This window comes from Gordonia hirsuta DSM 44140 = NBRC 16056, assembly GCF_000333015.1.
GTDB lineage: Bacteria > Actinomycetota > Actinomycetes > Mycobacteriales > Mycobacteriaceae > Gordonia > Gordonia hirsuta.
Window position 1 is genome coordinate 57,209 of the sequence record NZ_BANT01000006.1, and the last position, 25,795, is coordinate 83,003.

Consider the following 25,795-nt stretch of genomic DNA (forward strand, 5'->3'; position numbering starts at 1 on the left):
TTGCGCTCGTGGCGACCGCAAAGTTCAAGCTTAGAGCAGGCCGACAGGGTGAACTGTGGTCCATTCGACCGATTCTTCCTGGTGCCAGCACGGCGATTGACCTCACTCGAGCCCACCCCGGCTGATGACTTCGAGGTCACCTTTGACGCGTTTCACAACGTCACCCGTAGCCAGCATCCGTGCCCCGGGCTCTCCGTAAGGGTCAGCGACGAAGCGCATCGCTGTCACCCCCGGGTCTCCGGGATAGCCGCGGGCCAGCATCGGTCCTGCCAGGTACAACTGACCGGTCTCACCGTCGGGGACCGGGCCAAGCCGATCGTCGAGGACATAGGCGACGGCATCACCGATCGGCCGGCCCATCGTCACCGGCTTGCGCGGCATTAATCGGGTCCGCGTTGCCAGTTCGGTGGTTGCGGCTGATCCGTAGAAGTTGAACAGCCGCCGACCGCGGGCATCCCATTCGTCGATGAACTCCGGAGTGCACGCCTCTCCGGTGACAGCCAGATTCCGGAGGTACTCGGCGCAGTCCGGATCGATGTCGGCGAATTCGGACGGGGCGACCACCACGTCGGTCACCTCATCGCGTTCGAGCATCTCCTCCAATCCCCCACCGGATTCCGCATCGGCCTCGGCGACGACCAGCGTGTGTCCAAGAGTGATCGCCCACGCGGACTCCAGGAACGCCCTTCCGGTTCCAACTGCTGCACGGTGCAGGATCCGGGTGTCGGGATCGTCTTCCAGCGTGCCGGTAATCGTTTCGAGTTCTCCAATCAGCCCGGCGATTCCCGCATGCGACACGGCGACGAGCGGACCTCGACCATCAGCTGGGTATGCGAGATACGCCAGGCTGCTGCGCTTCAGCGAGCCACGTCGCTCACCGTCGTCGATCGCGGCGTCCGAAGCCGCTTCGGCCATCAGGTCGCCGAGATCGATCACAGCCTCGCCCTTGATGACTGCTCCGTCTACTGCGCGGGCGATGGTCATCCGGATCCGTGAATCACCGAGCAGGCCGCGAAGCTGCTCGAGTTCCTCCGCCGAATCGGCCGCAACGTAGCCCGCGCCGGCCTTGATCACGCCCCAGACGGCGATGACCGACTCAGCCGATCGAGGAATGCCGACGGCGATGATGTCGTTCGGTTCCACGCCGCGCGCCAGCAATGCCCGGGCCACGCGGTTGGTCTGCGACTCGAACTCACGGTACGAGACTTCCTCGCCGTCACAGATGAGTGCAGGGTGGTGTTCCTCCAGATCCCGCGCAGCGAGCAGGGCGACCAGGGTCCCGCCCTCGACTTCGCCACGTTTCCCAGCGGCGGGCGGCACGGCATTCACCTCGGACTTCCGCGTGCCGAGGATGTCGATATCACCGATCGCGATGTTCTGGTCTGCGGTCATCACCTCGAGGACGTTCCGGTACACCTCGGCGAATCGTTCGACGGTGGTCTCGTCGTACAGCGCCGTCGCGTACACGAGGGACATGCTCATCGGAGCCTGTTGGGTCTTGCCCGACACCGCTACCGTCAGGTCGAACTTAGCTTCGTGACCGTCGACGGCGATGGGCTCGACCTCCGTGGCCCCGATGGTCACAGTGCTGTCGACCTCGAGTTCTTCTGTGTACGTGAACGCGATCTGCGCCAGCGGTGGATACGCGGTGGAGCGCGGCGGTTTCAGTGTGTCGACGAGTTCCTCGAACTGGACCTGCGCGTTCGCGAACGCGTTCAGCGTGTCAGTCCGGACTTCCCGCAGCAGATCATCGACCCTGGTTCCCGGCGCGGTAGCCGTACGCAGGACAAGTGTGTTGACGAACATTCCGACGAGATCGGCGATCGCGGAGCTCGTTCGGCCTGCGGTCGGGCTTGCGACGACTACATCGTCGGTCGCCGCGAGGCGAGAGATCGTCACCGCAAGTGCGGCATACGTGACCATGAACGGAGTGATCCGGTACGCCCTGCAGAGCGTCTCGATCCGATCGGCGAGGTCGTCATCGAAAGAATGTGTGAGAAGCGCACCGCGACTGTCGAACACGTCAGGACGGGGCCGATCCATCGGGAGATCCGTGACTACCGGTAGATTGCGCAGCTTCTCCCGCCAGTACGAGAGCTCTCTTGACAGCGGAGAGTCCGCGTCTTCCTCTTCGCCGATGACAGCTTGTTCCCATAGCGCGTAGTCGGCGTACTGGACAGGAAGCTCCGGTTGCGCAGGCACCGCCGGGTCCAGGTGCCGAGCGTAGGCGGACAGCACATCGCGCAGCAGGATCTGAGTCGATTCACCGTCGAACGCGATGTGGTGGATCACCAGGACGAGCTCAACCGCCCCGTCCTCGGCATGCCGGACACGCCCGCGTAGCGGCAATTCCGATGAGACATCGAAGCCGCTGGTCGCGGCAGCTGTGAGCTCATCGATCGTCGTGGCGGCAGTCCAGTCGAGTCGCGCTTGTGCCTCGGCAACCGGTAACACTTGCTGACGAGGTGCACTGTCGTCGCCGGCGGGGAACACGGTGCGCAGTACCTCATGGCGTGTGACCGCATCCCGAATGGCGCCCTCCAGCGCCGCGGCATCGACGTCACCCTTGAGTCGGACGGCCAGCGGAATGTTGTACGTTGCTGCCCCCGGATCAAGCTGGTTCAGGTACCACATTCGCAACTGTGCCCGGGACAACGGAATACGTTCCGGGCGTGGCTCGACCGCGACCACCGGCGGCAATGCTGCAGACCTACCCTCGGCCGCTGCCGCCAACTCCCGCACCGTGGGCGCATCGAACAGATCCCGCACGTTCAACTCGACCCCGAGAGCCTCACCGGCCCGGGCCACCAAACGCATCGCCGACAACGAGTTACCACCGGCATCGAAGAACGACTCGACCACCGACACCCGCTCCACACCGAGCAGATCGGCGAACACCCCAGCCAAAACCTCCTCGGCCTCACCGTCGGGGGCCACATACTCGGCTTCCAACGCCCCGAACTCCGGCGCCGGCAACGCCCGCCGATCGATCTTGCCGGCGGTATTGAGTTTGATGTCCTCCACGACCATCCACACCGACGGCACCATGTACCCCGGCAACGCCGCCCCAGCAGCAGCCCTGACCGCCTCCAAATCCAATACCTCGCCCGGACCAGCCGCCACATACCCGACCAGATGCTCCCCACCATCAGGAGACTGAGCCACCGTCACCGCCGTATGCACCACACCCGGCGCACCAGCCAACACCGCCTCGATCTCCCCCAACTCGATCCGCTGACCACGCAACTTCACCTGGAAATCAGTGCGACCCAGATACTCCAACGCGCCATCAGCCAGACGCCGCACCAGATCACCCGTCCGATACAGGCGGGTGCCGGGTTCCCCGTACGGATCGGCCACGAAACGCTCCGCAGTCAACTCCGGCCGCGAAGCATAACCCCGCGCCAACTGCACCCCACCCAGATACAACTCACCCGGCACACCCGCAGGCACCGGATTCAGCCGCGAATCCAAGACCAGCATCGCTGTGTTCCACACCGGGCGGCCGATCGTGACCATCTCAGGTGCGCCAGAGACATCCGCCCACCCGACTTCCACCGCCGCCTCTGTCGGACCGAACAAATTGTGGATACCGATATGCGGCCACACCTTGTGCGCCACGGCCACCGTTGCCGGCGGCAACGCTTCGCCAGAAGCGAACAACCACTTCAACGACGTGATCTTCGCAAGACGATCGTGATCGACCACGTCCAAAAACACTGACAGCATCGACGGAACGAAATGCACACTGGTCGCCCCCGCCTGCTCCATCAAATCCGCCATGTAACTCGGATCCCGATGGCCGTCAGGCTTCGCGATAACCGTCGCGGCGCCAACCATCACCGGACCGAACACCTCCGGCACCGACACATCGAAGGTATACGGAGTCTTAAGAACAATCCGATCGCCAACCGACCAGCCGAACGTGTTCAGGCCCCACCACAACCGGTTCAAGACCGCTTCGTGAGTAAGTGTCACGCCCTTGGGCATACCCGTCGACCCCGACGTGAACAGCGTGTACACCGCCGAATCACCAGTCACCACACCCCGACGATCCACATCGGTAACCGGCGCCGCCACCGGCGTATCCACCTGCACCGGGCCAGACGCATCCACCACCACGACCGGCACACCCCCAGCGCGGGCCGCCGCCAACGCCGACTGCGCCACGCCCTGATCAGAAACCAGCAGCAACTGCGCCCCAGCCGTGGCCAGCATGTACTCCACCCGATCGACAGGAGTCCCCAGATCGATCGGCACATACTGCCCACCAGCAGCAACAACCGCATGAACCGCAACCATCATCTCCACCGACCGCGGCACCGCCAACGCCACCGCAGACTCCGGCCCCACACCCGCAGCAATCAGCTCCCGTGCAAGCACATTGACCCGCGCACCGAACTCGCCATAGGTGACTTCACGCCCACCGAACACCAACGCCACCGCATCCGGTGTCTTCGCAACCTGCCCAGCAACCGCATCAGCCACCGACACCACCGCCGGCACAACCTCCGCCTGACCCCACTCCACAGCCAACTCAGCAGCCTCATCGGCAGCAGACAGCAACGACACATCACCCACCGCCGCCGCCGGCTGCGTCGTCACACCATCAAGGACCGTGACCAGCCGGTCGGCCAGCGAAACGATGGTGCTTTCATCGAACAGATCGGTGGCATAGGTGATCGTTCCCGACCACGGGTCTTCCTCACCGGCAGAGGAGACGGTGATGTACAGATCCAGCTGCGCCGGCACCTGCTCGGACTCCACCGCCGAAAACTCCAGGCCCGCTACCGACAGATCCACATCGCGCACCGAGGCACCCGGATCGAACGACAACAACACCTGCGCCAACGGCGCAAACGCCTCACTACGCACCGGATCGACCGCATCGACCACGGTCTCGAACGGCACATCGGCATGCGAAAACGCATCCAGATCACCACGACGCACCTGAGCCAGCAACGACTCGAACGACATCTGCGGCTCGACCTGCGCCCGCAACACCAACGTGTTCACGAACATGCCCACCACACGATCCAGCTCCACCTGACCACGCCCGGCCACCGGCGTAGCCACCGCGATGTCTTCAGTCGCCGACAACCGCGCCAACAACACCGACAGCGCCGCATGCAACACCATGAACGCAGTCACACCGAACCGCTCAGCCACCACACCAACCCGGCCGGCGACCTCCGCCGGAATCTCGAACGCCACCAGGCGACCCTCATGCGAGGCCACCGAAGGCCGCGCACGATCGGCCGGCAACACCAGCACATCCGGCAGCCCCGCCAACTCCTCAGCCCAGAAACCGAGCTGACGACCCACCACCGAATCTGGATCCTCCGGCGAACCCAGAACCTCGTGCTGCCAGATCGCGTAATCAGCGAACTGCACCGGCAACGCCACGAACTCCGGAACCACGCCCTGCACCCGCGCCGCATACGCAGTCAGCAGATCCGTCAACAGCGGCAACTGCGACTCACCATCAGTCGCAATGTGATGGGTCACCACCGCCAACACATGCTCACCCGACGAGACCTCCCACACCCGAACACGCACCGGCCACTGCTCGACCAAATCGAATCCGGCCATCACCGCAGCCTCGATCTCGGACTGTGAATCCACCACAGCCCAATCAAGCTGCGCCGCCACCTCAACCGCGTCCGCGATCTCCTGGAACGGCACGCCATCAACCGCCGGGAACGACGTCCGCAACACCTCATGACGGCCCACGACATCGATCAACGCCGCATGCAACGCCTCCACATCCAGCCCACCACGCACCCGCAACACAGCCGGAACGTTGTACACCGGAGAACCTGGCTCCAACCGATTGATAAACCACATCCGCTGCTGAGCAAACGACAACGGCACCCGCTCCGGCCGTGGCACCACAGCCATCACCGGAGGCAACGCAGCACGTTTACCTGCCGACACCGCGATCAACTCACGCACCGACGGCGCTTCGAACAGATCGCGGATCGTCAGCTCAGTGCCGAGGACCTCCGCCGCCCGGGCAACCGCCCGCATCGCCGACAGCGAATTGCCACCGGTACTGAAGAACGACTCGGTCACACCCATCTGCTCGATCCCGAGCACCTCGGCGAAAACCTCCGCCACCCGCGCCTCGACATCGTTCGCCGGCGCCACATACTCCGAACGCAACGACGTCAACTCCGGCGCCGGCAACGCACGACGGTCGAGTTTGCCGGTGCTACCCAAGACAACATCGTCCAGCACCACCCAGACGGTGGGCCGCATGAACTCCGGAAGCGCCGCAGAGACCACCGCACGCACCTGGTCGAGATCCACCGAGTCCGGCGACACATACCCAACGAGATACTCTCCCCCGTCGGGAGCCGTGGCCACCGACGCAGCGGCATGCACTACACCGGGAGCCGCTGAAATCACCGTCTCGATCTCACCCAGCTCGATCCGCTGACCACGCAACTTCATCTGGAAATCAGTACGGCCCAGATACTCCAGCTCCCCCGCACCACTCCAGCGCACCAGATCACCGGTCCGATACAAGCGTGCACCGGCCCCACCGAACGGATCAGCGACGAACCGCTCAGCAGTCAACTCCGGCCGCGAAGCATAACCACGCGCCAACTGCACCCCACCCAGGTACAACTCACCCGGCATACCGACCGGCACCAGCTGCAGCCGCCCATCGAGCACCAGCGCGCGAGTATTCGCCACCGGCCGGCCGATCGTCACCCCCGGATCACCGGCAGACACCTGCGCCGCCGTCACATCCACCGCAGCCTCAGTCGGCCCGTACAAGTTGTGCAACGCTACCCACGGCATCACAGCAAGCACCTGCTGTGCAAGCGGAGCCGGCAGCGCCTCACCCGAGGTGAACACCAACCGCAACGACGGCAGTGCCGCCAAACGCTCCCCGAGCACATCGGCGAACACCGAAAGCATCGACGGCACGAAATGCACCACCGACACACCCTGCTCAGCGATGACCCGAGCCAGATACTCCGGATCCCGATGACCATCGGGCCGCGCGATCACCAACGGTGCACCGACCACCAACGGCAGGAACAACTCCCACACCGACACATCGAACGTGTACGGCGTCTTCAGCAGAAAACGTGCCCCGGCATCCACCCCATAGTCATCTCGCATCCACACCAGACGGTTCACCACCGCCTCATGCGTCACCGTCACACCCTTCGGCACACCCGTCGACCCCGAAGTGAACAACGTGTACAGCGCATGATCACCATGCAACGGCGCCCGCCGCTCGGCATCGGTCACCGCCGGCACCGTCAAGTCGACATCGGACTCAGTATCGACCGGCAACACCCGCACACCGGCCCCAGCGACACACCCAGGCACCAGCCCGTCCGCCACCAGAACCGTCTCCGCACCCGCCGTCTCAAGCATGTACCGCGCCCGCTCAACCGGCGAAGCCGGATCGACAGGCACATACTGCCCACCGGCAGCCACGACCGCGTGAACCGCGACCAACAACTCCACACTCCGGTCAATCGCCACACCCACAGCCACATCCGGTCCAACACCAGCAGCGATCAACTCCCTGGCCAACACCGCCACCCGCGCACCGAACTCCGCGAACGAAACAACCCGCCCCTCGAACTCAAGCGCAACACCATCGGGAGCCCCAACCACCTGCACCGCCACCAGATCAGCAACGGTCACCTCAGGCACCCCGACCACCGGCCCAGCCGCGAGTTCCAGCAGGTCACTGCTCGCCCCGGCCGGCACCAGTTCGACGGTGCGCGGGTCCGAGTCGGGAGCATCGGCTAGTGCGGCGAGAATCTGCGTTACCGCCGCGGCAAAGCTCTCGACCTCGGTGCGATCGAAGGCTGCCGGCAGGAACTTGAAATGCAACGAGAGCACACCGTCGTCTTCGGACGACACCATGTTCAGCGGGTAGTGAGTCGCATCCGACGCATCGATTCCCTTGATGACTAGCGCATCGTTGGACGGCGCTTCGGTGATCGACTCGGTGTTCACCGGGAAGGACTCGTGGACCACCAGCGTGTCGAAAATCGTCGGCATGCCCACGGACAGCATGATCTCGGGCAGACCCAGGTGCTGGTGATCGAGTAGGCGCACCTTTTCCTGTTGGACCGACTCCAGCAGCGCGCCGAGTGAGTCGGCCGCGGCGACATCGACCACGACGGGCAGCGTGTTGATGAAGAGGCCGACCATCGACTCGACACCGTCGAGATCTGCCGGGCGTCCGGAAACGGTCTCACCGAAGGCGACCACGTCGTTCCCGGTCATCCGCGACAGGAATACCGCCCAGGCGGCCTGGAGCACAGTCGAGACGGTCGCACCGTACTGCTGCGCCGTATGTCCCAGGCGGGCCGTCAGCTCCTTGTTCAGTGTCACCGGCAGCACATCGGGCATGGTGTCCACCGAAGCCTCCGCACCGGCCGCGACGAGCGTCGGTCCGGGGAGCTCGCGCAGGACCGATCGCCACACGTCGAGTCCGGCTGCCGTGTCCAGACGTGCGATGCGCATGACATGAGTACGGAAATCGTTCTCGTGGGCCGCCGTGAAGGGACTGCCGGTGGCATAGAGAGCGAGCAGATCGGCGAGCACGATCGGCGCCGACCAGCCATCGAACAGGATGTGGTGATTGGTGATGATCACACTGGTGCCTTCGCGATGGTGCACCAGGATCACCCGTAGCAGCGGCGGCTCCGCAAGGTCGAACGGTTCGAGCTTCTCTCGGGCCGCCAGTCGTGCGACGATCTCGGTCGTCTCCGCCTCCCCGGCGTCGACGGACTCCACTCGCCACGGAACCTCGACGGTGTCCGGCACGATTGCGACGAGAGAACCCGACTCCGTGCGGACGAATCCCGATCGCAGAGCACGGTGATGCCGCAGCAACTCGTCCACCGCATCGCGAAGACGCGCTTCGTCGATGTCACCCAGGTGCAGGATCGCCTGCGTGATGTAGACGTCGACCGCTTCGTCTCCGGCGAGGAACGCCTGGAAGACCATGCCCCTCTGCAGCGGCGTGAGCGGCCAGACGTCGACACCTGGGAATCGGGCGGCCAGATCGTCCAAGTCGTCCTGTGTCACCCCGGTCCCCGGGACGTCCGACGGTGACAGTCCGGGTGCGCCGGCGTCGATCGCGGCAACCGCGAGGTCCAGCTCCTCGGCCCACAGCTCCGCGATTCGCTCGGCATCCGCAGCGTCGAGGACGGCCTTGGGAAAGTCGAGCCGAAGCGACAGCGACCGGCCACCCGGGACGGAAGTGGAGGACACCGTAGTGCTGAGCGAGTTCAGCACGGTCATCGCTCCGGTGGCACTCGGCGGGAGATCCGGACCGGGTACCGGCAAGAAGCCGGGGACTTGAGCGGTACGGGCTTCCTCGTCGTAGCCGCCCGCCCGGCCACCGCCGAAGTAGTTGAAACCGATCGACGGCAACGGGCGACCGCTGAGCTCGGCATCGCGGCGCGTATCGAAACGCAGTAGGCCGAAGCCGACACCCGAACCCGGCCGACCCAGCCGCTCCTCCTTGGCCGCCTTGACGGCATGAATGATGTCGCGGCCGACGGCGAACCGTCCCGGGAACACCGTGGTGAACCAGCCGACGGTCCGGGTGAGGTCACTGGCGTGCGGATCAGCCGATTCCGCGAGGATCTGTTCGCTCCGACCGTAGCCCTCCAGCATGATCGACAGCGGACCGGACTGCACCAAACCGCACTGCTCCTGCCAGCGGCGAACCGCACGGGCCAGGCCACCCAAGAGCACGTCCTCAGTCGTTCCGCCGAATGCCTGCGGAACGTCGCTCAGCAATCGTTCGGTCACCGCCGGATCGACGTCCCGGATCACCGCGTGCTGCGTGGCCATCAGGTCGCGGGTCCTGTCGAGCGGTCGGCCCAGGTCGGCGGGCCGCTCTGGAAGCCGCTCGAGCCAGTAGTCGAGTTCAGAACTCCGCTCGTCGCGCTGTGCGGCGATGGCTGCGTTCCACGCCCGTACCGAGGTGACCTCGGGGCGTACGTTCATCGGGTATCCGTCAGTCCGCTGCGCCCAGACGGTGACGAGGTCTTCGATGAGGATCGGCCAGCTGACCGCATCGACTCCGAGGTGATGGATCACCAGCACGATGCGCTGATCGTCGGCGTTCCGGACGAGCACGGCGTGGACCAGGCGGCCATCGACCGGATTCAGGGCTGCACAGGCCTGTTCGAAGGCACGGTTCAGAGTGTCGTCGAGCCCCTCCGCCGACTCCGTCTCCAGCTCACTGACCGCTGCTTCCGCGTCGAACGGCACGCCGGCAGTCAGCCGCCAGCCGTCGCCCGCCGATTCGGTGAACTCCGCGCTGAGCATCGGATGCGCCCCGACCACCACCGCGAGTACCTCCCGGAGCGCTCCCACGTCGACGCCCTCCGGCGCCTGAAGGATCCGGGACTGATTGAAGTCGGCGAAATCCGAGGCCTGCGTGGCGGATTCGATCATCCACCACATCGCCGAAGTCAACGCCACTTCACCGGCTCCGCCGTCGGCGGGCTCAGCGAGCATCGGCAGCGCCTCGCCGGCTTCCGCGACAGCTCGGGCGATCTCACGCACAGTTCGGTGTTCGAAGATCTGTCGCGGTGTCACCGCATAGCCTGCGGCGCGCGCGGCAGAGGCAAGCTGGATCGACATGATCGAATCACCTCCGAGCGCGAAGAACGACTCGGTGACGTTCACCTTGTCGAGTCCGAGCAGGCCGGCGACGACCGCCGCGAGTGCTTCTTCGATCGGGTTCGACGGTGACGCGACAGGAATCGTGGCAGTGGCCGCCAGACCGGCGGCCCCGGTGTCATCAGACCCGCTCCTCCGGCCGCGACGCTTCGTACGTTCGTCGACACGTGCGACGAATTCGGTCTCGCCGGCGGGGTTGATACGCACGAGGTCTCCGGTGGCGTACATCCGCGACCCCGGGCTGGCCGAATACGGGTCGGCGACGAATGCCGCAGAGGTGAGACCGGGGGCCCCCAGCCAGCCTCGAGCAAGGGAGTCCCCCGCCGCCAGATACAACTCGCCCACCACACCTCGCAGGACAGGGTGCAGGCGCCGATCGAGGATGTATGCCGCGACCCCGCGCACCGGATGACCCATCGTCGCCGCGCGTCCGGACACGAAGTGTCCGGTGAATGCCCACATCGAAGCTGCCGACGGTCCGTAGATGCTGTACATCTCGCGTCCTGGTACGGCCCACGATTCGATCAGCTCAGCCGAGGAGGAGTCACCCATGGTGACCAGGTGCTGGACGGTGGAGCCCGCCCGCGGATCGACTGTGGCGAGGGATGCCGGCGTGAGCAGTGCTTCGGTGATGCGGCCGCGCTCCAGAACACCGCCCAACGTTTCGTCCATGTGGTCTCCGGGCGGCGCGATCACCAGTCTGCTACCGGTCCCGATGGACCACAGCATCTCCAACACGGCAGCGTCGGTCCCCGGCGAAGCCGCGTGCAGAACACACGCCTCGCCGGCCAGTTCCCCGGTTCCGAGAAGCTCCTCGAAGTGCATGATGACTTCAGCCAGACCACGATTGGTGAGACCGACTATCCGGGGGGTGCCGGCTGAATCGGACGCGTAGGAGAGTTGGACGAGATTGTCCAGGTGAGGGCGTGCGTTGAGCTCCGCCGCCCGAAGTGGCGCAGCGTCGTCCGCCGACTCGAACTCGGTCACGTCGATCCACTGGATCGGGCCGTCGACGAGAGCCGGATGCATTGCGGGATCGGTGATACCCAGGCCGGCCCCGTGGAGTACCTCATCGATGAGTTCCTGTGGGTCCCCGGGATCGACGGCGGCGAATGCGGCTCCGGATTTGACCACACCGAACACCGCGAGGACGGAGTCGACTGATCGGTCGAGGACGACGGCGACGACATCGTCCGGCCGCACCCCGCGGCCGATGAGGTCACGAGCTATCGCATCGGTGCGTGCATTGAATTCTGCGTAGCTGACTTCCACATCACCGCAGAGCAGAGCGACGTGATCGGGGTTGACGGACCGCTCGGTCAGAAGATCTGCGAGCACCTTCGGCTCACCGATCACGTCGGCGGCCGAGTCGGCAGGTCGACCGAGCGAGTTGCCGCTCACCACGAATTCCTCAGCAGCACCCAGGTCGATGTCACCGACGGCGGTCTCGGGTTCGGCGACCATCGCGGTGACGGTCGCGACCCACGCGTCGGCGATGCGCTGCGCCGTGGCTTCGTCGAAGATCGAAGTGGCGTAGTCGAAGGTCACCCTCATCGGAGAGTCCTCGTGCGCTTCGACCGCGGTCACGGTCAGGTCGAACTTCGCATCGAGATCCGTCGTGGCGAGCGGCTCGGCGACGAGCCCGGGAAGCTCCACCCGGTCCCGGGCGGCCGGTACCCGTCGGTGATCGACGGTGATCTGGACGAGCGGCTGATACGACGTCGACCGCTCGGGGGCGAACTCCTCGACGAGGTCATCGAACTGCGCATCGGCATGATCGAAGGCATCGAGGTCAGTGGCCCTGACGAGGGCGAGGAAGTCGCTGACCGACTGCCCCGGGTCGACCTCGGTGCGCAGCACCAGGGTGTTGACGAACATGCCGACGAGGTTCTCCAGGGCGGCATCGTTGCGGCCGGCGATGGGAGTGCCGATAACGACGTCGTCGGTGGCGGCCAGCCGTGCGACGGTCAAGGCCAGCGCGGCATGGGTGATCATGAATCCGGTCACCTGGTGCTCACGCGCCAGCTCGGCGATACCTTCCGCCAGGTCGTCGTCCAAGTCCATCGTGACGCGAGCAGCGGTCTGCGTGAGCACTGTGGGTCGCGGCCGGTCCATCGGAAGGTCGGTGACGGCGGGGATCTCGGCGAGCTGGCGCCGCCAGTAATCGAGTTGCCGCGCGAGGGGCGACTCAGCATCGTCGCCCTGGCCGAACATGCTGTGCTGCCACAACGCATAGTCGGCGTACTGGACTGTGAGCGCATCCGGTTCAGGCAGCGAAGGATTCTGTCGGCGCAGGTATGCAGAGAGCAGGTCGCGGACCAGCACCTCGACCGACTCACCGTCGAACGCGATGTGGTGGGCCACCATCACCAGTTCGATGGCGTCCTCGGCGACACGCCGGAAGCGGCCGCGGACGGGCAGGTCCGAAGCCACGTCGAAGCCCGTCGAAGCAGCGGCGATCAAGTCCTCGACATCCGCCGTCTCTGCCCAGTCGAACCGGACACGCGCCTCGTCGGCGGCCACGATCTCCTGGTAGGGCATCCCGTTCGTCGACGGATATACGGTGCGCAGCACTTCGTGGCGTTCCAGCACATCGCCGAGTGCCTCGCCGAAGACCACCATGTCCAGCTCACCGGTCAGCCGCAAACCCATCGGGATGTTGTAAGCGGGTGAGGCCGTGTCGAACTGGTTGATGAACCACATCCGCCGCTGCGCGGACGAGAGCGGAATCAAATCCGGCCGCGGTTCGACGGCGGTCACCGAAGGCAGCGCCGCACCGTGATCGGCCACCGCGGCAGCCAGTGAGCGCGGCGTCGGCGCATCGAAGACATCGCGAACAGACACCTCGACACCCAGCTCACCGCTCACGCGGGCCGCGAGCCGGGTCGCCGACAGCGAGTTGCCCCCCAGATCGAAGAACGAGTCCTCGGCGGATACCCGATCCAGGCCGAGGAGGTCCGCGAACACCGCGGCAACGGACTCCTCCGCGGCACCCTCGGGTGCGACGTAGACGGCTGTCTCGATGACCGGCTCCGGCAAGGCCCGCTTGTCGAGCTTGCCGACGGGTGTCAGCGGCAGCGCGTCGAGCACAGTGATCGATGCGGGCACCATGTGGGTGGGCAGTCGTTCACCGAGGAACGCCTTGAGCTCCGCGACGTCGATCCTGTCTCGATCACCGACGACATAGCCGGCGAGCGCAGTCGCTACAGAGCCACCGACACCAACCACGACAGCAGCGTCCACCGCCTCGTGCGAACCGAGGACGCTCTCGATCTCACCGAGTTCGATTCGCAGGCCACGCAGCTTCACCTGGTCGTCGCTGCGCCCGGTGTACTCCAGCACCTGCTGACCCAGGTCGTCCTTGCGCCAGCGCACCACGTCACCCGTGCGGTACATCCGGTCGCCCGGGATACCGTAGGGATTGGCAACGAACCGCACAGCCGTCAGTGCCGGATGGTCCAGGTAGCCGCGGGAGACCGCATGCCCGACCACGTACAACTCTCCCGGGACACCCGGCGGCACCGGCTTGAGCCGGTTGTCCAGCACCAGCAGCCCGACGCCGTTGATGGGTCCACCGAGGTAGACGGGGGTGCCCGGCTGCATCGGCTCGCTGATCGTGACACCGATGGTCGTCTCCGTGGGCCCATACAGGTTCTGGACCCGGCGCATCATCGCCCACTCGTCCCGGAGTGCTGCAGGAACAGCCTCGCCGCCGGCGTAGACCACCCGAAGAGTAGGCAGAGCCTGTGATTCGAGCGTGCTGAGCACCGTCGGCGTCAGGAAGGTGTGCGTCACCGCCTGCCGCATCATGAAGTCCTGCAGCTCCGGGCCACCGACCGCATCCGAGGGACGGTAGATCAGGACGCCGCCGGAGACCGTGGCCAGCAGGTACTCCAGGACCGACGCATCAAAGCTCGGCGACGCGAACCCGAGGACTCGCGAGTACTCGTCCGCGCTGGAGCGGCGCTTCTCCTCTGCGGCGAAGTTCGCCAGACCGGTGTGCGTCACCGCGACGCCCTTCGGCCGGCCCGTGGAACCGGAGGTGAAGATCACGTACGCGGTGTTGTGCACCCGAACCGGGGCGAGCGTCTCGGCCTCGGTGACGGGTTCGCCACTCAGCGCGGCGATTTCGTCGGCGACTCCGATCTCGTCCAGCCGGAACCAGTCGAAGCCTTGTTCCGGAAGTTCGTCCGAACCTGAGGTCGCCAGGCCCAGAACCGCGCCGCTGTCCTCGACCATCGCCTGAACACGCTCGGCCGGGTAATCGGGGTCGATCGGCACGTACGCGCCGCCTGTCTTGGCGACCGCCCAGATCGCAGTGAGCAGTTCGGCCGACCTGCCGACGGCAAGTGCGACCAGCGACTCTGTCCCGATACCACGCGAGATCAGCCAGCGGGCCAAGCGGTTCGACTTCTCGTCGAGTTGCGCATAGGTCAGCATCGTTCCCGCGGCATCGATGACAGCCTGACGAGGGGCGTGTTTCGCGGCCGTCTCGGCGAAGATGTCACGCAAGACCTTCGGATCGACGGACGGTCCACTCGTCACGACCGCCGGGTCGGCATCCTCCAGCGGATCGATGATGCGGTACTCACTCACTTCTGCAGACAACTCCGCTGCCACTTCCTCAGTCGTCACCATCTCGTCGTGTTCACGTGCGACGAGCGGCAGATCCCCGACCGGTGTCGTGGGATCGACCAAACCTGCCTCCAGGATGCCCACGAGATAGTCGGCGAAGGTCGCGACGGTCGTCGTGTCGAACAGGTCTGCCGCATACGTCATGATCGCGTCCCAGCCTGCGCTCGGCTCGCCCGCGATGACGCTGACCAGCAGATCGACGCGGGCCGGAAGAGCGCCGGTGTCGACAGGTGCGACCCGAAGTCCGCCGATCTCACCGGTGACGAGATTCGCTCCGGCGAGTTCAGGCAGCGCACCCTGCTCGAACGTCAGCCATACCTGGGTGAATGCTGCGAACGCACTCGACCGTGCCGGATCGAGCGCATCCACGACGGTTTCGAACGGCACATCGGCATGCGAGAAAGCGCCGAGATCGGCGACCTTAGCCCGCTGGAGAAGTTCACCGAACGAGATGCCTCCGTCCACCAGCGTCCGCAGTACGAGCGTGTTGACGAACATCCCGATCAGATGGTCCAACTCAGGCTGACCACGCCCCGCGATGGGCGTTCCGATCGCGATGTCGTCCTCGGCACTGAGTCGCGCGATCACCACTGCGAGGGCGGCCTGCACCACCATGAAGGGAGTGACCCCGTGCTCGCGGGCCCGGTTCACGATCGACTCTGTGATCTCGGCCGGAATATGGAACACCACACGTTCACCACGGCCAGTCGCGGCCGCACTGCGAGGTCGATCGGTGGGAAGTTCGACCAGGTCCGGCAGGCCGGCAAGCGCGCCGCGCCAGTATTCGAGCTGACCGCCCGCGATGGAATCCGGATCGTCCGGGGATCCGAGCACATCGTGCTGCCAGATCGCGTAATCGGCGAACTGCACGGGCAGCGGAGCGAACTCCGGAGTCCGTTCAGCGACTTCGGCCAGATAGGCAACGATCATATCGGTCACCAGTGGCGCCATCGATTCACCGTCGTAGGCGATGTGGTGCACTACCAGCGCCAGCACATGCTCCTCCGGCGCGGACTCCCAGACCCGTACCCTGATCGGCCACTGTCTCACGACGTCGAATCCGGTCGTTGCGGCTTCTTCGAGCTCGGCACGGCTTTCCACGACGTCCCAATCCAGCCGAGCCGCGACGGAAGACGCGCGAGCGATCTTCTGGTGCGGTACCCCCTCGATGGCCGGGTAGGTCGTACGCAGAATCTCGTGCCGGGCGACGACCGCCACGACCGCGGCGTGGAGAGCGTCGATGTCCAAGTCACCGGTAAGTGTCAAGACCGTCGGAATGTTATATGCCGACGATGTTGGGTCCAGGCGGTTGATGAACCACATGCGTTGCTGGGCGAATGCCAGCGGGATGAGGTCCGGGCGTGGCTCGACCGGTACGACCGGCGGCAGAGCCGGAGCACGATCGGCGACCGCAGCCACCAACTCACGCACACTCGGCGCGTCGAACACATCACGCACAGACACCTGAACACCCAGGGCCTCGCCGACCCGGGCCACCAACCGCATGGCCGCCAGCGAGTTACCGCCGACGTCGAAGAACGACTCGGTCACGCCGACCCGGTCGGCACCCAGCAGATCCGCAAAAATCGCAGCCACGACCTCTTCGGCCTCGGTCTCCGGGGCCACGTACTCGGCCGCGGCGAACACCGGATCCGGCAACGCCCGCCGGTCCACCTTGCCCGCAGAGTTCAGCGGCATCTCCGCCAACGCCACCCACACCGAAGGCACCATGTACTCAGGCACCTGAGCAGCCAACGATGCCGAAACCTGTTCGGTATCAACACCCTCGGGCGCCACATAACCCACCAGCTGATCACCGGCCGGCCCCTCGACAACACGAGCCGCCGCCAGCACCACACCCGGCGCCGCCGCGATCGCGGCCTCGACCTCACCGAGTTCCATTCGCTGACCACGCAGCTTCACCTGGAAATCGGTACGACCCAGATACTCCAGCTCACCAGAGGCATTCCGGCGCACCAGATCACCGGTCCGGTACAGGCGGCCACCGGGAGCCCCGAACGGATCGGCCACGAACCGCTCAGCAGTCAGATCCGCACGCGAGGCATACCCACGGGCAGACTGCACACCACCCAGATACAACTCACCGGCCACTCCATCTGGCACCGGATGCAAACGAGAGTCCAACACGAACGCCGTCGTATTAGGCATCGGAACACCGATCGGCACCACGTCGCCGACCCCGGCCAACTCCGCCGACATCGTGTACACCGCGGCCTCGGTCGGACCGAACAGATTCACCAGCCCCGCCTGCGACACCCGCCCGGCGAAGTCACGAGCCACTGCCGGCGGCAACGCCTCACCACCGGAGAACAACACCTGCAGCCCCGGCAACAACGGATCATCGTCGACCACATCCAGGAACGCAGCCAGCAGCGACGGCACGAACTGCACCACCGACACCCCGGCACTGTTCATCACATCAGCCAGATACCGCGGATCCCGATGACCCTGCGCATCGGCGATCACCATCGTCTGTCCCGCCACCAACGGCCAGAACAACTCCAGCACCGACGCATCGAAGGTATGCGGCGTCTTGAACAACAACCGCTGCTCACCAGCCGGCACCAGCCCGTCGAACCAGGCCACGAAATTGCGTACCGCACCGTGCGGGATCGTCACACCCTTGGGCACACCCGTCGAACCCGACGTGAACAACGTGTACGCCGCATCCCCCACACGCAACGGCGCCAACCGCTCCGCCGGATCAAGCGGCCCGGCACCCTCAGGCAGGTCCTGCGAACAATCGACCTCCAGCACCGGAACACCCAAAGCCCCGACGAACTCCGGCACCACCGCACCAGCAGCAACGACCACCGAACCCACACCCGCGGTCCCGGCGATGTACCGCGCCCGATCGATCGGCGAATCCACCGCGATCGGCACGTACTGACCGCCCGCAGCCATGATCGCGTGCACCGCCACCACCAGCTCGAGCGAACGATCCATCACCACGCCGACCGCTGACTCAGGCCCCACGCCCTCAGTGATCAACGCCCGAGCCAACACACCGACCCGCCCACCGAACTCGGCGTAGGACATGCTGCGGTCACCATTAATCAACGCCACCGAGCCCGGAACACGCGACACAGTCGCAGCCACCGCATCCGCGATCGTCTCAGCAATCAACGGCTCAGTCGGACCCACCGACTCAACCCGCACCCGCTCCAACTCGGCCGCATCCGCCACAGCCGCATCACCGACCGCCACACCCGGCGCCGCCAGCAACTCACCCAGCAGACCCACAAACCGCCGACCGAACCGCTCCATCGACGACCGATCAAACAACGCCGTCGCAAACGTCAACAGACCGACCCAGTCCTGCGATTCCTCCCCCGCGGAAATCGTCAGATTCAGATCCATCTGAGCCGGAATCTCAAGCCCGTCGACCGGTTCGATGCGCGCCCCGGCAATCGTCGCGTCCACTGGAGCGTTGAACGGATCGACAGCGAAGATCACCTGCACCAAAGGCGAGAACGCTTCACTGCGCACCGGGTCGAGCGCGTCCACGATCGACTCGAAAGGCACATCCGCATGTTCGAAAGCCGCCAGATCCGCAGCACGAGACCGCGCCAGGAACGCCTCGAACGACTCCCCCAGATCCACCTCACTACGCAACACCAACGTGTTCACGAACATGCCCACCAGCGCATCCAGACCACGCTGACCACGAGCATCAATCGGAGTCCCCACCACGATGTCATCCGACCCGGACAACCGCGCCAGCAACACCGCGAACACCGCATGCAACACCATGAACCGCGTCGCACCATGACGAGCCGCGAACTCATCCACCCGAGCACCCAACTCCGCAGGCACACCGAACTTGACCTGCCCACCACGCGACGAGAACACCGGAGGCCGCGGCCGATCAGTCGGCAGATCGATCACATCGGGCACACCAGCCAGGGCCTGCTTCCAGTACCCCAACTGTTTCCCAAGCACCGACGCCGAATCCTCGGGCGAGCCCAGGACCGCATGCTGCCACAGCGAATAGTCTGCATACTGCGCCGGCAATTCACTGAACTGCGGCACTTCACCGACTGCCCGCGCGGCATAGGCCGTCAGCAGATCGGTCATCATCGGCCCATAGGACTGTCCGTCGAACGCGATGTGGTGGGTCACCATCGCGACCACAAACGAGTCCTCGCCTTCCACGAATACCCGCACACGCAGCGGCAGGTCCACTGACACATCGAAGCCATGACCGAGATCTGCGGCGAGAGTGTCGAGTGAGTCAACCACACGCCAGTCCAGCAGCTCGTTCATACGGTCGGCGGCAACGACTTCCTGGAACGGCACTCCACCGACATCGGGGAACACCGATCGGAGCACCTCATGCCGACCGACTACGTCGAGCACAGCTTCTCGCAGTGCAGCGAGATTCACTTCACCACGCAATCTGAAACCGATCGGCAGGTTGTACGTGGTCAATTCCGGATCCAACCGGTTGATGAACCACATCCGCTGCTGAGCGAACGACAACGGAATACGCTCCGGTCGTGGCACCACAGCCGTCACTGGGCGCAGAGCCGGCTTCCGATCGGCAAGCGCGACCACCAATTCCCGAACACTCGGCGCGTCGAAAAGGTCGCGAACGCTGAGCTCAACGTCGAGCGCGTCACTGACCCGAGCCACCGCCCGCATTGCCGACAGCGAATTGCCGCCGAGAGCAAAGAACGACTCGGTCGCCGAGACTCTCTCAACACCCAGCAACTCGGCGAAGACCGTCGCAATAGCGTCTTCGGCTTCGCCGTCAGGCTCGTGGTAGACACTATCGCTACCAAACTCCGGAGTCGGAAGCGCGGCGCGATCGAGTTTGCCATTCGGTGTGAGCGGGAGTCGTTCAACGACCATCACCAGCGCCGGCACCATATAGTGAGGCACCTTCATCCCAGCGAGTTCCCGGATCGCTTGGCGGTCGAGGTCGACGCCGCCTTGAGGAACGACGTAGCCGACGAGTACCTCACCCCGGGCCACGTCGTCGAGTATGATCGCAGCCGCTCCTGCGACGCCCGGGGCGCTCAGCAGTGCTGCTTCGACTTCGCCGTATTCGATACGGAATCCTCGCAACTGCACTTGACCGTCCGCGCGGCCCAAGTACTCGATGTCGTCACCGATCCATCGCGCCAGATCACCCGTGCGATAGAGACGCGCGCCGGCGCCGGAGACGTCGAATGGATTCGCCACGAATCGGGTTGCCGTCAGTTCCCGGCGATCCAGGTACCCCTGAGCCAGCTGCGCACCCGCAACATACATCTCACCCGGAATCCCGGCAGGAACCGGACGCAGCCGGTCATCGAGAATATAAATCGCTAGCGAACTGAGCGCACGCCCAATAAACGACGGATCAGCGGAAGTCACCTCCGCACGGTCGATCGGACGGAAACTCACGTGCACCGTGGTCTCCGTGATGCCGTACATGTTCACCAATTGGGCGGGATCGGCAGGGAACTCCTCAAACCACCGGTTGACCTGCTCGAAAGCCAATTCTTCGCCGCCGAAAACAACGTATCGCAAAGCCAGTTCAGGCTGCCGCCGACGACGCGCATCGATGAACTGATAGAACGCCGACGGAGTCAGACTCAGGACGGTCACCCGTTCGGCGGCCACCAATTCCACGAAAGCGTCGATATCGCGAGCCAGCTCACGGTCGACGATCACCACGCAGCCGCCGGTGAGGAGCGGGCCCCACAATTCCCACACCGAGAAATCGAACGCGTAAGAGTGGAACAGCGTCCACACGTCATCGTTACGGAACCGGAAGTCTTCCCCACACGCGGCCATCAACGCCGCCACGTCGGAGTGCGTGACCTCCACGCCCTTCGGCAGCCCAGTGGAGCCGGAGGTGTAGATGACGTACGCCCGCGTCGCCGCGGGGACAGGAACCGGGACAAAACCTGATCCATCGGCCTCTGCGATCAACTCGTCGACGCCGAGAACGCTCACCGCCGCCGGCACCACCGACCACAATTCATGGCCCATTGTCGAGTGATCGGTCAGGATCAACCGCACGCCCGAGTCGTTTACGATGTGGCCCAGTCGGTCGACCGGGTTGGTCACATCCAGCGGCAGATATCCGGCTCCGGATTTTAGGATCCCGAGTATCGAGGCCGGTAAATCGACCGAGCGGTCAGTCGCCAGACCGACCAGATCTCCCGGCTCAACACCCTCCGCGACCAATCGTGCTGCAATCGACGACGACCGCGCATCGAGTTCCGCGTATGACAACGAACACCCGAGCGCAGATACCGCCGGTGACGCCGCATGTTCCGCAGCGGACTCGGCAAACAGCTCCACCAGCGAATGCTGGGTCGCAGCCGGGATCACCGGTGCGGGTAGCTTCGCCAGCCGCTCACGTTCGTGTGCGGTGAGCAGATCGATATCGCGTATCGCGGAGACCGCTTCTGCACCGACGGCCTGGAGGATCTGCAACAGGACCCCTGCGAACACTTCGATCTGTTCGTCGGAGAAGGCCGACGGTAGATACTTCAACCGCACCATCACGCTGTCCGCGGTCGGCACGGTCACCATGTTGAGCGGATAGTGCGTCGAATCCGAGAACTCCACACCCGCCACCGACAGGCCGCCGGTTACCGCCGGATCAGCCGATTCCAGCGAAGACTCGTCAACCGGATAGGACTCGTGCACGGTCAACGTGTCGAACCCGAAGTCCACACCGGTACCCGCAGCGATCTGCGGAATACTCAGGAACTGATAATCCAGAACCGCGACCTTCTCAGCCTGCAACTCCTCGAGCACCTGCCCGATCGAAGCCTCCGGATCCACATCCACCACCACCGGCAAGGTGTTGATGAACAAGCCCACCATCGACTCCACGCCGTCGAGATCAGCCGGTCGACCCGACACCGTCTCGCCGAACGTCACCACCCGATTACCGGTCAAACGCGAGACGAACACCGCCCACGCCAACTGCAGCACCGTCGCCAGCGTCGCACCGTGTGCGCGGCCGGCAGACTCCAGCGCAGCAGTCACCTCAGCCGGCAACTGGATCTCGAAGTCGCGCGGCAACTGCTCCAACGAAGCCACCGCCCCCGGCGCGACCAGCGTCGGGCCCTCCACCGGAGCCAGCACCCGCCGCCACGCTTCGATACCGGCGGCCGCATCACGACTGGCGATCAGCCGCAAATAATCATCGAAATCACCGCCGTCCCCGCCCGCTTGCGACGTGAATGACACATCCCCCGCATACAACGCCAACATGTCCGCCATCACCAGCGGTGTCGACCAGCCGTCGAGGATGATGTGATGGTTCGTCGTCACCAACCACGCCGAATCTCCATGACGCACTAGGACCATCCGCAGCAGCGGAGGGGCAGCCAGATCGAACGGCTTCACCCGCTCGGCCGCGGCCACCTCGGCCACCCGCCGTGCCGCCTCATCGGCAGCCACGTCACCGAGGTCGATCAGCGACCAAGGAACCTCGACCGCATCAGCGACCACCGCGACCACCGCCCCCGACGGTACGGTCACGAACCCCGACCGCAACATCGCATGCTCATCCAGCACCCGCTGCGCAGCCCGATGCAGACGCTCCACGTCCACACCACCGACCAGCTCCACCACGCCCTGCGCCACATACACATCGATCGCATCCGAGACGCCCTCGGCGATCGCGGACTGGAAGAACAATCCACCCTGTAGAGGCGACAACGGCCACACCTGCGCCGCGGGGAACCGCTCGGCCACGACATCCAGGTCACTCTGCGTCAACTCGACACCAGGAACATCCGACGGAGAAAGGCCAACCGGACCTGAACTCACGGTATCGACCACAGAGGTCAATTCCTCGCGCCAACGAGCGGCGAGGTCCTCCACTTCGGCATCAGTGAACAGTGCCCGTGGGAACATGATCGTCGCGCGCATCTCCCGCCCGGCGCCCGTCTCCCTGACCCCCGCCAAGATGTCGAGAAGCGCCGGGGCGACCATCCGATTGGTCGTCGCGCCGAGCAGGTCAGGGGCATCGAGTGCCTGACTAAAGCCGATCGCATCGCCACCTGCTTCAACCGCACGGCCACCGGTGGCACCGAGGTAGTTGAAGTTGATTGTCGGTAGCGGCCGATCGGAGAGTTCGTTCTCCGAGTCGTATCGGAGAATCCCGAATCCGATGCCGTAATCGGGCTGCCCGAGTCGCTCTTCCTTTGCCGCCTTGACCGCGTGTACTTCGTCTGCCGCGGGGTCGAGGTTCATCGGAGCGATAGAGGTGAACCACCCGACGGTGCGCGAAAGGTCTGCACGCGCCGCATGGGGGCCGTGCTCGACGATCTCCTCGAAGCGTCCATGTCGCTCCAGCAGAACCGATACCGCGCCGGCGTCGAGGATCCCGCGATCGTGCTGCCACGAGCGCACCGCACGAGCAAGAGCTCCGAGCAAAGCATCGTTGACGTTCGCTCCGAAGGCTTCGGGCACCGTCGTAACCAGAGCCTCTGTCACTTCCGGGGACACCGTCATCGAGACCGCGGTAACCGTGTCGTTGCGGTCACGCGACCGATCGATCTCAGCCCCCAGCGGGGTCGGCCGTTCCGGCAGGCGGGCAAGCCAGTAACCGACTTCACCGTCGCGTCTCCCGGCCTGACCAGAGACCGCCGCAAACCACGCCCGGGCGGAAGTGCTCTCGCCTCGCAATTCGATCGGCTGCGCCGACGCGTACTGCGCCCAGCCCGTCACCAGATCTTCGATGATCGCCTGCCACGACACCGCATCGACGCCAAGGTGGTGGACCACGACGACTAGGCGACCGTCCTCGTCGTCCCCGGTCACCCATTCCACTTGGAGAAGTTCACCGGCGGCCGGGTCGAGCCGGCGCGCTGCCGCCTTGAACCCGTCGACGACGGCTGCGGTGAAGTCATCACTGCCGACCGGCGCGTCGACGTGCCGGATGCCGATGGCCCGATCCGGGTCGAAAGGCATTCCGCTGGTGAGGCGCCATTCGCCCGACACGCGGTCCAGGGCCGCCGCCAGCATCGGGTGTGCGTCGACAAGGGCACGGAGCAGGTCCTTCAGACCTCCGCGTGTGAGGCCGTGTGGCGCGACCACGACGGCTTGTTGCATGTACTCAGCGAAATCAGTGCTCGAATCGGCCAGGTCGAGCATCCACGAAACGATCGGCGGCAGCTGGACCACACCGGTCGCGCCGCCCTCAGGCTCCGGCAGCATCGGCAGTTCGTTGGTGCGATCAGCGATCGCTCGAGCCATCGCACGCACCGACCGGTGCTCGAAGATCTCCCGGGGTGACAGCTCGATCCCCGCGGCTCGCGCAGCGGAGGCGAGCTGGATCGACATGATCGAATCGCCGCCGAGCGCGAAGAACGACTCGGTGACCGAGACCCGATCCAGGCCCATCACCGCGGCTACGATGGAAGCGAGTTGTTCCTCGACCGCATTGGCAGGCGCAGCGTAGTGACCGCCTGCGCCCAAAGAGGGGACCGGCAGAGCGTCGCGGTCGAGTTTGCCGTTGGCGGTCAACGGCAGCTCAGCGACCACCTCGATCACAGTCGGCACCATGTAGCCGGGGACTTCCCGGCCGGCGAAGGCCTGCATCTGTTGCGCGTCGAGGGTGACGCCTTCCTCTGCGACGACGTACCCGACCAGTTGCTCGCCACGGCCCGCCAGTTCGACCACACGAGCCGCTGCACCCGCCACTCCGGGCACCGACAACAGCCCCGACTCGACTTCGCCGTATTCGATACGGAAACCACGCAGTTGCACCTGTGCATCCGCCCGGCCGAGGTACTCGATGTCGTCTCCCACCCTGCGGGCTCGGTCGCCCGTCCGGTAGAGACGCGTCCCGGCGGGTCCGAACGGATCGGCTACAAACCGGGTCGCCGTCAATTCTGGGCGACTCAGGTAGCCCTGAGCCAACTGCCCGCCCGAGACGTACATCTCTCCCGGAACTCCGGGGGGCACGGGGCGCAATCGCTCATCGAGGACATGGACCGCGAGTGAGGCCAGCGGCCGACCGATAAACGACGAATCTCCGGCCGATACCTGCCCACGATCGAGGGCACGGAAGGACACATGCACCGTGGTCTCGGTGATGCCGTACATGTTGACCAGTTCAGCCGTATCTGCCTCGAATGAGTCGTACCAGCGCCGGACCTGCTCGAAGTTCAGCGCCTCGCCGCCGAAGACGATGTAGCGCAGAGCCAGGTCGTCGGGATGACGAAGCCTCGCATCGATCAACTGGTAGAAGGCCGACGGGGTCTGGGACAGAACCGTCACGCACTCGTCGGCGAGCACCTGCAGGAACAAGTCGGTGTCCCGTGCGACGTCTCGGTCCACGATCAGCAGCCGGGCGCCCGTCAGCAGCGGGCCCCACAGTTCCCAGACGGTGAAGTCAAACGCATACGAGTGGAACATCGTCCATACGTCGTCGGAGCGGAAATCGAAGTCGTTCGCCGCCGTGTCCATCAAGGTCACCACATCGCGGTGGGTGACC

General features: G+C 65.1%; 1 protein-coding gene (only partly in view). It reads right to left on the reverse strand.

The features are described from left to right. Positions 1 to 102 precede the first annotated feature (102 nt). Positions 103 to 25,795: part of a non-ribosomal peptide synthetase coding region (locus tag GOHSU_RS03125; protein WP_005936715.1), annotated on the reverse strand (this coding region is incomplete at its 5' end). The annotated region continues 9,796 nt past the right edge of the window; the window shows 25,693 of its 35,489 annotated nt.